Genomic DNA, 12190 nt, shown 5'->3' with positions numbered 1-12190 from the left:
CGGCCTAGTATGAAACCACTATGGACATCGACACTCGCTTCGACAAAATCGAAACCCGCCTTGACAAGCATGACGAGAAGTTTGTCGATGTGCTTACGCGGCTGGCTCATATCGAGAGCAATATGGCCACCAAGGAAGACATGGCCAAGCTTGAAGCAACCATGATTAAATGGATGGTCGGATTGATCTTCGGTGCCAGCGTGGCGGCCATCACCGTCATGACCTTCGTGCTGAACAACGCCGTGCCCAAGACACCGGTGCAGCCGCCAACGCCGATCGTGATCCAGGTGCCGGCCTACAAATAGCCTATTGTTGCTTTTGCAATCGGTTCGTGGCAGCATAACCTCTTCGTTCAAGGAGATGTTATGCAAGTCGCTCCCGCTCAACAGGCGATTGCCGCCGCCGCCGTCACGCTGGTGTTGTGGATCTGCGGCGTGGCCGCCTTCCTGCCGCCGCTGCTGAACTACACGCTCAGCTCAGTGCTGTACATCATCGCCGCCGGTATCGGCATATTCGTGTGCTGGGTGCTGCACCTGATTTTCATCGGCATCGCCGCCAAACGCCTGGGGCGCTCGGTTGGCGTCTGGGTCATCATCGCGGCGATAGGCATGCCACTCGCCTCCATCATTGGCCTGATCATGTTCGAATGGTTCAGCGACCAGGAAAAACAGGCCGCCGCATAAAGCCCTTGCCAAGCCTGGACGGGATCGTCTAGTATCGATCCCGATGCAAGCAGCATCGACGTCGCTCGGACGGTTCCGGGCGCTTACGTGAGACAATCCATGAACGACACTCCATCGTCGCGCAGCTTTGCGCGCATCGATCGCTTACCCCCATACGTTTTCAATGTCACCGCCGAGCTCAAGCTGGCGGCGCGCCGTCGCGGCGAAGACATCATCGATATGTCGATGGGCAATCCGGATGGCGCCACGCCGCCGCACATCGTCAGCAAGCTGGTGGACACGGTCCAGCGTCCCGACACCCACGGTTATTCGGCCTCGAAAGGCATACCGCGCCTGCGCCGCGCCATCTCGCGCTGGTACAAAACGCGCTACGAGGTCGACTTCGATCCGGACTCGGAAGCCATCGTCACCATCGGTTCGAAAGAGGGCCTGGCGCACTTGATGCTGGCCACGCTGGACCAGGGCGACACCGTGCTGGTGCCCAATCCCAGCTACCCGATCCACATCTGGGGCGCGGTAATCGCCGGCGCCAACATCCGCTCGGTGCGGATGACGCCCGGTGTTGATTTCTTCGACGAACTGGAACGCGCGGTACGCGAAAGCTACCCGAAACCGAAGATGATGATTCTCGGCTTCCCGTCGAATCCAACCGCGCAATGCGTGGAGCTGGAATTCTTCGAGCGCGTGGTGGCGCTGGCCAAGCAGCACAACATCCTGGTGGTGCACGATCTGGCCTATGCCGACATCGTGTTCGACGGCTGGAAAGCGCCGTCCATCATGCAGGTGCCGGGCGCGCGCGAGGTGGCGGTGGAATTTTTCACGCTGTCCAAGAGCTACAACATGGCCGGCTGGCGGGTTGGCTTCATGGTCGGCAACAAGGAACTGGTGGCGGCGCTGGCGCGCATCAAGAGCTACCATGACTACGGCAGCTTCACGCCGGTGCAGGTGGCGGCGATCGCGGCGCTGGAAGGCGATCAGGACTGCGTCAGCGAGATCTGCGCGCAATACCAGAGCCGTCGTGACGTGCTGCACAAAGGCTTGCTCGAAGCCGGCTGGCCGGTCGACAAGCCGAAGGCGTCGATGTACATCTGGGCGCGTATTCCGGAAGCGTACCGGCATCTGGGCTCGCTGGAATTCTCCAAGTTGCTGTTGGCCGAGGCCAAGGTTTGTGTTTCCCCCGGCATAGGCTTCGGGGAGTACGGTGACGAGTATGTGCGTTTCGCGCTGATCGAGAATGAAGCGCGCATCCGCCAGGGCTTGCGTGGTATCAAAGCCATGTTACGCAAGACGCCGGCCTGAAATTCGCTGCGAGTTTAAGCCGCATCAAATACCTTGTTTGATGTGGCGGCTACTGTAGCTCCCTGGACCCCTTCTTCGGAGCTGCCATCATGTCCCACTTTCTCAGCGGAGCCAGCGCACGGCGCGTGGTCGAATCAGTCCAAAAACTGGAGCGCAGCCTGCGCACCGCCGGTCTGCCGCTGTTTGTCGCGCGGCTCCCCGTATGCTGGCTGTGCTGGTATTACTGCCGCATGCTGGATCAAAAGATCGCGCGCATGAAGCGCATCGCCGGCAAATTCGACCGCTGGGGGCCGACCATCCGCGAAATTTCGCCGGCGGCGCAGGAAAAGCTGGAGATGCTGGACCTGGACCGCAGCATGCGCACCGATATCGAATACACCAAGAGCACCATGCTGGAGCTGCGTGACTACTGCATCGACATCGGCCGCATGTTCGAGCAGCTGGGCTACGAATCGGCCGCGCTGAAGCGGCGCCAGCAGCTGTTCATGGAGATCCTGGACCTGTCCTGCGCCTCGGCCAGCCGCATGCAAGATGCGCTGACCCGGCACGACGATGCTGTGCTGGCGATGCTGCGAGCTCAGGCGGATGCCGCAGCCGCCCAGGCGGCGCGGGCTTAAAAGCCTTCCAGTACGATCTTGCCTTTTGCGCGGTTGCTCTCGATCAGGGCGTGCGCGCGCTTCAGGTTGGCGGCGTTGATCTTGCCATAGCGCTCGGCCAGCGTGGTCTTCACCGCACCGCTTTCGACCAGGCGCGCGACGTCGTTCAGCAGTTGATGTTGCTGCTGCATGTCGTCGGTCTGGAACATCGAACGGGTGTACATGAATTCCCAGTGCAGCGAGACGCTCTTGCGTTTCAGCGTGCGCACGTCCAGCGCGGCCGGATCATCGATCAACGCGACCTTGCCTTGCGGCGCCACCAGTTCGCTGATCTCGGCCCAGTGATGGTCGGTCTGGTTCAAGGCCGCCACATACGTCACCGGCGGCAGGCCGATGCGAGCAATTTCTTCATTCAGTGGCTTGCTGTGGTCGATCACATGATGCGCCCCCAACTGCTTGATCCACTCGCCGGTTTCCGGACGCGAGGCGGTGCCGATGATGGTCAGGCCGGTCAACTGGCGCGCCAGTTGGACCAGGATGGAGCCGACGCCGCCAGCCGCACCAATCACCAGCAGCGACTTGCCCTGCGTGGCGCCGGCATCGCGGCTGACCGCCAGACGGTCGAACAGCAGCTCCCAGGCGGTGATGGTGGTCAGCGGCAGCGCGGCAGCCTGGGCGAAATCGATATTCTGCGGCTTGTGGCCGACGATGCGCTCGTCCACCAGGTGCAGCTCGCTATTGGTACCGGGACGGGTCAGGTCGCCGGCGTACCAGACTTCATCGCCCACCTTGAACAGGCTGACGTCGGGGCCAACCGCTTTGACTACGCCGGCGGCATCCCAGCCGATCACCTTGGCCTGGCCTTCGGCCGGCGCCACGTTGCGGCGGATTTTGGTATCGACCGGATTGACCGAGATGGCGCGGACCTCCACCAACAGGTCGCGGCCGGTCGGCTGTGGCGCCGGCAGTTCGATGTCGATCAGGGCGTCGGCATGGTCGACGGGCAGGGACTGGTAGTAGGCAATGGCTTTCATGAATTGCTCCGAGCGTGTTGGGATGGACGTATCATCATTTATTTCGTTATGATGAAAAAGTGGCGCTACGCCGAAACACTTTCAAAGGAATGCTGAAAATTGCTGCGACTGGATGATTTGACGGTTTTTGTCCGCACGGCCGACCGTGGCAGCCTGTCTGCCGCCGCGCGCGAATTGGAGATATCGCCGGCGCTGGCCAGTGCCGCCGTCAAGCGGCTGGAAGGTGAGTTGAAGCTGCGTTTATTCGCCCGCACCACGCGCTCGCTGCGGCTGACCGAGGAGGGCGAACACTATCTGCGTCACGCGCGCGAGGCGTTGCGGCTGCTCAAGGAGGGCCACGACGCGCTGATTCAGGGCCAGGAAACGCTGGGGGGCACGCTGAAAATCTCGATGCCGTCCGACCTGGGACGCAATCTGGTGGTCGGCTGGCTGGATCAGTTTCAGGCGCAATATCCCAAGGTGTCGCTGCAACTGAGCTTCAGCGACCGCGTGTCCGACCTGTACCGGCAACCGGTCGACATCGCCATCCGCTATGGCCGCCAGGAAGATTCCAGCCTGATCGCCATGCCGCTGGCGCCGGAAAACCGGCGCGTGCTGGTGGCGTCGCCGGATTACATCCGCCAGCACGGCAAGCTGAATGCGCTGGCCGACCTGGCGCGTCACAACTGTCTGCGCTTCATGCTGGACGATGTCATCCACGACCGCTGGAGTTTTTACCACGATGGCCAGGCCGAGTCGGAAATCATCCACGTCAACGGCAACCGCAGCGCCGACGATGCCGACGTGGTGCGGCGCTGGGCGGTGGCAGGGCTGGGCATTGCCTACAAATCGAGGCTGGATCTGGGCGCCGACATCCGCGCCGGCCGTCTGCAGGTGCTGTTGCCCGACGTGCTGGGCGAGCCGACCGCGCTGCACATGGTCTTCATGCACCGTTCGCAGATCACGCCCACCGTGCTGCAACTGCGCGACTTCCTGCGCGCGCAGTGTGAAAAAGCTTAAAGGCGCCTGAAATCCCCCTTCAGCGTGGTTGCGTTGCGACAAAATGCGCTTACCATAGCGCTAACAATCATAAACGGGAGAGAGCAATGACCGACACCCAGCGCGACATCTTGAGCGCAGGATTCTCACTGACGCTGATCGCACTGGCCTGCTTCGTAATGCAGCGCTTCTTTCTGCCACTCATCTGGGCCGGCATTCTGTGCGTGGCGACCTGGCCGTTGTACACCCGCGTGCGGGCGCGCCTGGGCCAGCACCACATCGTGGCGGCGGCTTTGTTGACCTTGCTGATGGCGGCGGTGTTCATCGTGCCGGTGTTGCTGGGCGTGGCGCAGGCGGCGCGGCAGGCGCCGGAGCTGGCCAATTACGTGGTCAACGCCAATACCGATGGCATCCCGGTGCCGGACTTCGTGCTGCATCTGCCGGTGATCGGCGATTCCATCTCCGACTGGTGGCAGGCCACGCTGAGCCAGCCGCACGGCCTGGCACATTTGTTCTCGGACCGCGAAATCAACGGCTTCCACTCGGCGCGCGATATGATCAAGGTGGCCGGCGTCGGCTTCATGCACCGGCTGGTGGACTTCGGCCTGGCCTTCCTGTGCCTGTTCTTCTTCTACAAGGATGGTGAAACGCTAAACCGCCAGATCACCAACCTCGGCAACCGCTGCTTTGGCGCAGTCCGCTGGGCGCACTATGCCGACAAAATCCCGACCGCCATCCGCGCCACCGTCAACGGCCTGGTGCTGGTCGGTCTGGCGGAAGGTGTATTGATCGGCATCGCCTACTGGCTGGCCGGGCTGTCATCCCCCGCGCTGTGGGCGGCGGCGACCGGCATTCTGGCCATCATCCCGTTTGGCGCACCGCTGGCTTTCCTGGCCGCCGCCGGCGTGCTGGCGTTTGGCGGCGCAGTGCCAGGCGCCATCGGCGTGGCCGTGTGGGGCGGTATCGTGCTGTTTGTGGCGGATCACTTTGTACGGCCGGGCATTATTGGCAACGCCACGCGCTTGCCCTTCCTGGCCGTACTGTTCGGCATACTCGGCGGCGTCGAAACGCTGGGCCTGGTTGGACTGTTTATCGGTCCGGTGGTGATGGTGCTATTCGTAACCTTGTGGCAGGAGGCTCAGCCTCAGCCAGAGGATGTCGGCTCGCCAGTTGCCAAACCCAGGTGAGGAGCGCAAGCGAGGCGGCGGCATTTGCCGGCCGATCTTGTGCATGGGTTGGGCAACTGGCACCGGCAACCATTAGTGCGCCTTCGACTTGGACAGGATCAGCAGCCAGCGGCGGAACATCAGTACCTCCAGATGGCCGGCCTGCACGCCGGTATCGCACTCGATGATCGGGTTCACAGCATAGAAACGTTTGCGGAAGTCACGGCACACCATCATTTCGCGCCGGCCCATACGAACCATAAACGAGGTAGGCAGGTATTCCAGACCGAAGCGGGAGCCAAAGCTGCTATTCAGAGTGCTCATGACAGTTCCTTTGTTGGAGTTGTGTTTAACGAGGAGTTCAGAATAGCATAAGTACTGTATGAATAAACAGGTACTGTGCAAATAAACAGTAAATTCAGCATTTCGTGGTTTTGAGGCCAACATTCATCGGTGGGTCAGGAAGGGGCACCAAATTTTTAGTAAATTGCTCAGTTTCGTCGAGGCAAGACTGTCTCCGGATGAAGAACTCGGTTTACATTTGACCGTCGGCATGGCGCTGCTGTTCGCGGCCGGCCTGGTATTTCATGAGCTCGCGGAAGCGGTGATGGGGCAGCAGGCCATCACCGTGCTGGATCTGCAGGTTGCGCACTGGTTCAACGCCCACGCCACGGAACCGTTCACCAGCCTGATGCTGGCCGTCTCGGCGCTGCACTCGGTGGCTGGCATGGTGTTGCTGTTTGCCGGACTGGCCTGGTATCTGTGGCGGGTGAAGGCGCGCTATTGGCTGCTGGCGCTGGCCTTCACCGTGCCGGGCGGAATGCTGCTGAATGTGGGGCTCAAATTCGTGTTCCAGCGCGCGCGGCCGGTGTTCGATGAGCCACTGGTCACGCTGGCCACCTACAGCTTCCCCAGTGGCCACACGATGGCGGCGACCTGTTTCTACGGTCTGCTGGCCAGCTATCTGGTGATCGCGCGGCCGGCGTGGAGTGTGCGCTTGGGAACGGTGATCCTGTGTCTGGCGATGGTATTGTTGGTGGCATTCAGCCGCGTCTATCTGGGCGCGCACTACGTCAGCGACGTGCTGGCGGCGATGGCCGAAAGCATCGCCTGGCTGGCCGTCTGCATCACCGCGATTTCCACCCTGCGCCGCCGGCGCGAAGCCAGAACGGTATAAACGATATGGATAAAATCGTCGTCATTGTCAACGCCAGCGCCGGGCTGGGTTATTGCGGCGGCTGGGCCGCCGCGCTGCAGGAGAAATTCCGCAGCCACGGCGCCGAGCCCGACATCACGCTGGCGCAGAGCGGCGACGAGATGATCGCCCGCGCCGAGCGCGCGGTGGCCGAGGGGGCACCAGTGGTGGTGGCGGGCGGCGGCGACGGCACCATCAACGCGGTGGCCTCGGTGTTGGCCGGCACTGAAGCCAGGCTGGGCGTGCTGCCGTTGGGCACGCTGAACCATTTTGCCAAGGACTTGAAGATTCCGCTGGAGCTGGACGAGGCCGTGGCCAACGTGGTCAGCGGCATCAGCCGCAAGGTCGACGTGGGCGAGGTCAACGGCCGTATTTTCCTCAATAACTCCAGCCTCGGCATTTACCCCGACATCGTGCGCGATCGCGAACAGCAGCAGCGCCACCTGGGACGCAGCAAATGGCCAGCCTTCGGCCGCGCGCTGTTTGCCGCGCTGCGGCGATTTCCCTTCCTCAGCGTGCGGCTGAAAATCAACGGCGAAGAGCATCTGCGGCGCACGCCCTTCGTCTTCATCGGCAACAACGAATACCTGCAAGGACTGACCATGGGCGCGCGCGAGCGGCTCGACACCGGCAAGCTGTGCCTGTACGTGGCGCAAAAGCCGACCCGTCTCGGCCTGCTGCGCTACGCCGCGCACGCGCTGTTCAACCGCCTGCGCGAAGCGCGCGATTTCGACGTGCTGTCGGCGCCATCGCTGGTGATCGAGACCCGGCGCCGCCACCTGCGCGTGGCCACCGACGGCGAAGTCACGCTGATGAAGCCGCCGTTGTGCTATCGTTCCAGAGCATCGGCGCTGAACGTCATCGTGCCGGCGGCATAGGAGGCCAGCATGCGCACCATCGTCCATTTATCCGACTTGCACTTCGGCCGTGTCGACCACGATTTGCTGCACCCCTTGCAGCAACTGGTGACCCGGCTGGCACCGGACGTGGTGGTGGTGTCGGGCGACCTGACCCAGCGCGCCAAGACCGAGGAATTCAAGGCCGCACGGGCCTGGCTGGACACCTTGCCGGGGCCGCAGATCGTGGTGCCGGGCAATCACGACATCCCGCTGTACAACGTCGCCAGCCGCTTCCTGACGCCGCTGCGCAAATACACCCGCTACGTCACGCTGGACCTGGCGCCGGAATACGTCGACGACGAAATCGCCGTCCTCGGCATCAACACCGCGCGCTCGCTGACCTTCAAGGATGGCCGCGTCAACAAAGAACAGCTGGCGCAGATGAAGCTGCGCATGCAGGCGGCCGGGCTGCACCATACGCGCATCATCGTCACCCACCATCCATTCGACCTGCCCGAGCATTACGACCAAGACGAACTGGTCGACCGCGCGCCGATGGCGATGCGGGCATTTGCCGAATGCGGCGTTGACCTGCTGCTGGCCGGCCACGTCCACACCAGCCATGCCGGCAACAGCGCGCGGCGTTACCAGATCGAAGGCTATGCCGCGCTGGTGGTGCAGGCCGGCACCGCCACCTCCACCCGCGGGCGCGGCGAAGCCAACTCCTTCAACGTATTGCAGATAGCCCCGGACGACGTCCAGGTCGAGCGCTACAGCTGGATTGAAGGCACCGCCAGCTTTGAGCCGGTCCACACCGAATGCTTCCGCCGCAGCGGCGACGTCTGGTCGCTCGCCGCCGAATCATAGCCAGTAGCCCATCACGCGGGCGGTCCATTCTTTCATGCGGTTGAGCCATGGCCGGTGACGCCAGGCTTCCAGTGTGACCAGGGTGGAGTCGCGAAGGTCTTCCTGGAAGGCTTTTTCCATCTCGGCGCCAAACGCGTCACCCATGACGATGACGTTGATTTCGCTGTTGTGCAGGAAGCTGCGGGTGTCGATGTTGCTGGAGCCGACGGTCGACCATTTGCCGTCGATGACGGCGGTCTTGGCGTGCAGTACCGCCAGTTTCAACTGGTAGAGCTTGACGCCGGCTTCCAACAATTCGTCGTAATAGGCATGGCCGGCATACACCACCAGCCCGACGTCCGATACGCCCGGCACCACGATTTTGACGTCGACGCCGCGCTTGGCGGCGCTGACCAGTGCGTCCACGGTTTGACGGTCCGGCACGAAGTAGGCCGAAGTCAGGTGGATCGATTGCTTGGCTTCCTGCATCGCCAGCGCATAGGCTTTGTAGATTTCAAACTGGCCGCCGGGATCGCTGCCCAGCACCCGCACCACCTTGTCGCCGGCGATCACCGGCTTGGGGAAGTAGTCGGCGTCCGGCAATTCTTCCTTGGCCTGGCGCGACCACTGGCGCACGAATAGCCACTGGAATGCTTGCACCGCCGGCCCTTCGATTTTGATGTGGGTGTCGCGCCAGCCGACGTCGTCCTTGCTGGCCGGCCTGGAGGCGGAGCGGAACAGCGAACTCTTGGCATAGGTGGCGCTGATGTTGATGCCGCCAGTGAAGGCGGTCTTGCCGTCGACGATCAGCACTTTGCGGTGGTCGCGGTTGTTGACCTTCCAGCCGTCGCCGTTGACTTTGGCCGGGTTGACCGGGTTGAATTCCACCAGCCGGACGCCGGCCTTGCGCATGCGCGCGAAGAATTCTGCCGGCACGCCGATGGTGCCGACGCTGTCGTAAATCAGATTGACCGTCACCCCTTGCCGCTGCTTTTCAATCAGGGCGTCGGCAAACTTGTTGCCCATCTCGTCCTGGTCGAAGATGTAGGTTTCGAAGTTGATGTTGTTGCGCGCGCCATTGATCGCCTTCAGCATCTCGGCGATGGTCTGCGGGCCGTCGAACAGCAGCGTGGTCTTGTTGCCGGCGATCAGGGGCACGCCGGTGGCGGCTTCTTCCAGCGCGGCCTGCTGCGGCAAGTCGAGTCCGCCCTTGCTCCAGCGCGCCTGCAGCAGCGCCTTGGCGCGCGCATCCGACAGTTCACCCTTGCTGCCTTTGACCGTGGGCGCGCCGGCCGGGTCCAGCTTGTCGCCCAGGTCGGTCACATTCGGCAGCGACGCGCATGCGCCCAGCAAGCCCCAGCACATCAGTATCAGGGGAAGCCAGAGTCGCATGCGGGCAGTGTTCATCTGTGAGCCTTTTCGGTCAGGTTGGTGTCATCCTCTTTGGAACCGATCAGGAAAGCAACCGGTCCCTGGCGGAACCGGCGCCCCAGCGCCTTGATCAGCGCCCAGCCTTGCTTGAAGCGGACCTGGCGCGAACGCAGCGCCACCCACAAGGCAAGACCGAAACTGACCAGCAGATTGACGATCCCTATGGAAAGAAAACCTGCCACCGAGGTCACAACCAGTTCCCAGCTGACATTGTGATCGAGTCCAACAATTGCTGTCGCAAAGTTGGCGGACGAGAAGGTGATGTGGCGGATATCCAGCGGTATCCCCAACAGGAAGCCCAGCAACGGCATCACGCCGAGCAGGATGCCGAAGAAGAAATTCCCCATCAGGCCACCCAGATTGTTTTCCAGGTAGACGCCGAGACGGTTCAGCCGTTCCTGGCCCAGCAGCCAGCCCAGCCCGCGCAGCTGGCCGATGCGCTGCGCCCAGCGCGTGTACAGCGCCTTGTTGTCGTAGTAGCCGGAGATCAGGCCGGCAACGAACAGGCAGACGCCGGCAATCGCGGCGTAGATCAGCGTCGGCGCGTGGATCGGGTCGATGTCTTGCAGCAGGTGCATGGCCTTGTCGGGCGACACCAGATGGTGGCCGGTCATGTGGGGCCAGGCCATAGCGATCAGCCAGGCGGTGGGGATGCAGATCACCAGATTGCCCAGCACCGACATCACCTGCGTGCGCAGCACTTTGTTGCACAGCTCAGCCATGCTGTCGAGGTCGATGTTGCGGCCGTCCTTGCTGTGTAGCCCGGCGGCGATGCGCGAGGCGGTCATGGCCGGCTGCTTGGTGGCCACGGTGAAGTGCAGCAGGTGGATGAACATGAAGCCCAGCGAGTAGTTCATGCTGAACAGGAAGGCTTCCACCAAGGGCGCGGCGCGCAAGTAGGACATCAGAATCTTGAACAGCGCCATGAAACCGATCACCAGCCCGGCGCCGGCGGCCGAGACGAACATGCCGCCCAGTTCGCGCCGGCTGTCGGCCACGTAGTGTTCGCCGGTGTGACTGGCGTTTTCGGTGACGTTGCGCGCCAGCAGGTCGATATTATCGCGCAGCAGGTCGGTCACCATGTATTTGTTGTTGTGGGCTTCGATCAGTTCCAGCGCCAGCGCCACGGCGGCGGCGCGGCGTGCGCTGTCCTGTTCGGCGCCGGCCTCGTGCACGTCGACCAGGAACAGCAGCTTGCGCATGCGGTCCAGGCTTTGTGTCAGCGACACCAGCAGATAGGTGAGGGCGATGCTGGTGCCCTGGCTCAGCGCTTTCTTGCGGATCTTGCCGATCACCGCGTCGCACTGCTCCAGCATCACCAGCAGGTGGCGCGCGTCTTCGAGGTCGACTTCCTCGCCGGCCAGCTTGCGATGGTAGGCATCGAGATAGGCGTTGACCTCGAAGTTCTGCACCATGAATGGCGATTCGTAGGTTTCCATCTCGGTATGGAAGTTGGTCAGGCGCGGTTCCAGCCCGATCGCGCAGACGCGGTAGGACAGGGTGCGGATCGCTTCCAGCAGCCCGGGCAACATCAGGTTGCCGACTTGCGGCGCGCTGGCGCGCTGTTCGGCCTGGCAGATCACATCGGCCAGCGCCAGCCAGTCCTCGACCGGCACCGCCGCCATCCACAGGTAATCGGTGCGCTTGTAGACGATCTGGTCGATCGCCTCGCTCAGATAGTCGGTGCCCAGCGCCGGCGGCAGGATGCGGTAGGCGATGCGGGTGCGCAGTTCGCTGAAGAAGCCGTCGTTGGACAGCACGCCGATCTCGGTGTACAGGCTGGAGTGGCGGCGCGCGGCGACGATGTTGCGCCCGTAGTTGCGTAGCGCCACGGCTTGCGCCGGATTGCCCTTCAACAGCTGGCACAGGGTGCGCACGTTGGCGGTGGCACGCGCGCCATCGCTGGCGCGCGCGGGACGCAGGGTGTCGAACAGCTCGACCATCAGGCCGATGTCGCTGCTGTCTGCGGAGATGCGCTCTAAAATTTCTAGCATGCAGAGAGCCCTGTCTTGAACAAAAAACGCAGTATAACCGCCGAGCCGCAACAGGTATGTACGCTGGCGCACATAGATTTCCTTGGTGAAACTTAAGCCTAGCGTGATCGTCCGCACAGAATATGCATG

Annotated in this window: 13 protein-coding genes; 9 read left to right on the top strand and 4 right to left on the bottom strand. The window is 62.6% G+C overall.

What is annotated here, in order from left to right:
• The first annotated feature begins 20 nt into the window (after window positions 1–20).
• The 4 genes from GJ699_RS30245 to GJ699_RS30230 all read left to right on the top strand — a co-directional run bounded on the left by GJ699_RS30245 (window position 21) and on the right by GJ699_RS30230 (window position 2599).
• Window positions 21–305, top strand: coding sequence for a hypothetical protein (locus GJ699_RS30245; RefSeq protein ID WP_154383127.1), 285 nt, complete (start codon window positions 21–23; stop codon window positions 303–305).
• 60 nt (window positions 306–365) lie between these two features.
• Window positions 366–683, top strand: coding sequence for a hypothetical protein (locus GJ699_RS30240; protein WP_154383126.1), 318 nt, complete (start codon window positions 366–368; stop codon window positions 681–683).
• A 99-nt stretch (window positions 684–782) separates the two neighbouring features.
• Complete coding sequence (gene alaC / locus GJ699_RS30235; RefSeq protein WP_154383125.1) at window positions 783–1982, top strand: alanine transaminase; 1200 nt, start codon at window positions 783–785, stop codon at window positions 1980–1982.
• Window positions 1983–2071: 89 nt separating this feature from the next.
• On the top strand, window positions 2072–2599 hold the full coding sequence (locus GJ699_RS30230; RefSeq protein WP_154383124.1) for a hypothetical protein: 528 nt from the start codon (window positions 2072–2074) through the stop codon (window positions 2597–2599).
• Here GJ699_RS30230 and GJ699_RS30225 read toward each other — a convergent pair.
• Window positions 2596–3612, bottom strand: coding sequence for a zinc-binding alcohol dehydrogenase family protein (locus GJ699_RS30225; protein ID WP_154383123.1), 1017 nt, complete (start codon window positions 3610–3612; stop codon window positions 2596–2598). The two genes, GJ699_RS30230 and GJ699_RS30225, sit on opposite strands and share 4 nt — an antisense overlap.
• 99 nt (window positions 3613–3711) lie before the next feature.
• Between GJ699_RS30225 and GJ699_RS30220 the strand changes: the two genes are divergently transcribed.
• Complete coding sequence (locus GJ699_RS30220) at window positions 3712–4611, top strand: LysR family transcriptional regulator (protein ID WP_154383122.1); 900 nt, start codon at window positions 3712–3714, stop codon at window positions 4609–4611.
• A gap of 86 nt (window positions 4612–4697) precedes the next feature.
• A complete protein-coding gene (locus GJ699_RS30215) occupies window positions 4698–5777 on the top strand; it encodes an AI-2E family transporter (protein ID WP_154383120.1) in 1080 nt (359 codons plus the stop codon).
• Between the two features lie 72 nt (window positions 5778–5849).
• Here the strand turns inward: GJ699_RS30215 and GJ699_RS30210 are convergent, their stop codons facing one another.
• The gene (locus GJ699_RS30210; RefSeq protein WP_110848631.1) at window positions 5850–6080 is read right to left on the bottom strand and encodes a hypothetical protein; all 231 of its coding nucleotides are present in this window, start codon (window positions 6078–6080) and stop codon (window positions 5850–5852) included.
• A gap of 229 nt (window positions 6081–6309) precedes the next feature.
• On the opposite strand from GJ699_RS30210, the gene GJ699_RS30205 reads away from it, so the two are divergent.
• The 3 genes from GJ699_RS30205 to GJ699_RS30195 are packed head-to-tail and all read left to right on the top strand — an operon-like array spanning window position 6310 to window position 8657.
• Window positions 6310–6933: a phosphatase PAP2 family protein gene (locus GJ699_RS30205; protein ID WP_154383119.1), complete on the top strand. Its 624-nt coding sequence runs from the start codon at window positions 6310–6312 to the stop codon at window positions 6931–6933.
• 5 nt (window positions 6934–6938) lie between these two features.
• Complete coding sequence (locus GJ699_RS30200; protein ID WP_154383118.1) at window positions 6939–7829, top strand: diacylglycerol/lipid kinase family protein; 891 nt, start codon at window positions 6939–6941, stop codon at window positions 7827–7829.
• Window positions 7830–7838: 9 nt separating this feature from the next.
• Window positions 7839–8657 (top strand): metallophosphoesterase family protein, encoded by an 819-nt coding sequence (locus tag GJ699_RS30195; protein ID WP_154383117.1) that lies wholly within the window; start codon window positions 7839–7841, stop codon window positions 8655–8657.
• Here the strand turns inward: GJ699_RS30195 and cls are convergent.
• Together cls and GJ699_RS30185 are read right to left on the bottom strand one after the other, a co-directional pair.
• Window positions 8652–10043, bottom strand: coding sequence for a cardiolipin synthase (cls, locus tag GJ699_RS30190; protein WP_154383116.1), 1392 nt, complete (start codon window positions 10041–10043; stop codon window positions 8652–8654). The two genes, GJ699_RS30195 and cls, sit on opposite strands and share 6 nt — an antisense overlap.
• Window positions 10040–12061, bottom strand: a complete 2022-nt coding sequence (locus tag GJ699_RS30185) for a site-specific recombinase (protein ID WP_154383115.1) — start codon at window positions 12059–12061, stop codon at window positions 10040–10042. Before GJ699_RS30185 ends, cls begins: the two co-directional genes overlap by 4 nt.
• Window positions 12062–12190 lie beyond the last annotated feature (129 nt).

Origin of the sequence: Duganella guangzhouensis, from assembly GCF_009674535.1 — a bacterium.
Lineage (GTDB): Bacteria > Pseudomonadota > Gammaproteobacteria > Burkholderiales > Burkholderiaceae_D > Rugamonas > Rugamonas guangzhouensis.
This window is presented reverse-complemented; position numbering and strand designations above follow the sequence as displayed.

Bases quoted from the DNA above. Each gene is read 5' to 3' on its own strand.
- GJ699_RS30245 (WP_154383127.1), top strand. From the start codon at position 21: ATGGACATCGACACTCGCTTCGACAAAATCGAAACCCGCCTTGACAAG.
- GJ699_RS30240 (WP_154383126.1), top strand. From the start codon at position 366: ATGCAAGTCGCTCCCGCTCAACAGGCGATTGCCGCCGCCGCCGTCACG.
- alaC (WP_154383125.1), top strand. From the start codon at position 783: ATGAACGACACTCCATCGTCGCGCAGCTTTGCGCGCATCGATCGCTTA.
- GJ699_RS30230 (WP_154383124.1), top strand. From the start codon at position 2,072: ATGTCCCACTTTCTCAGCGGAGCCAGCGCACGGCGCGTGGTCGAATCA.
- GJ699_RS30225 (WP_154383123.1), bottom strand. From the start codon at position 3,612: ATGAAAGCCATTGCCTACTACCAGTCCCTGCCCGTCGACCATGCCGAC.
- GJ699_RS30215 (WP_154383120.1), top strand. From the start codon at position 4,698: ATGACCGACACCCAGCGCGACATCTTGAGCGCAGGATTCTCACTGACG.
- GJ699_RS30210 (WP_110848631.1), bottom strand. From the start codon at position 6,080: ATGAGCACTCTGAATAGCAGCTTTGGCTCCCGCTTCGGTCTGGAATAC.
- GJ699_RS30205 (WP_154383119.1), top strand. From the start codon at position 6,310: ATGGCGCTGCTGTTCGCGGCCGGCCTGGTATTTCATGAGCTCGCGGAA.
- GJ699_RS30200 (WP_154383118.1), top strand. From the start codon at position 6,939: ATGGATAAAATCGTCGTCATTGTCAACGCCAGCGCCGGGCTGGGTTAT.
- GJ699_RS30195 (WP_154383117.1), top strand. From the start codon at position 7,839: ATGCGCACCATCGTCCATTTATCCGACTTGCACTTCGGCCGTGTCGAC.
- cls (WP_154383116.1), bottom strand. From the start codon at position 10,043: ATGAACACTGCCCGCATGCGACTCTGGCTTCCCCTGATACTGATGTGC.
- GJ699_RS30185 (WP_154383115.1), bottom strand. From the start codon at position 12,061: ATGCTAGAAATTTTAGAGCGCATCTCCGCAGACAGCAGCGACATCGGC.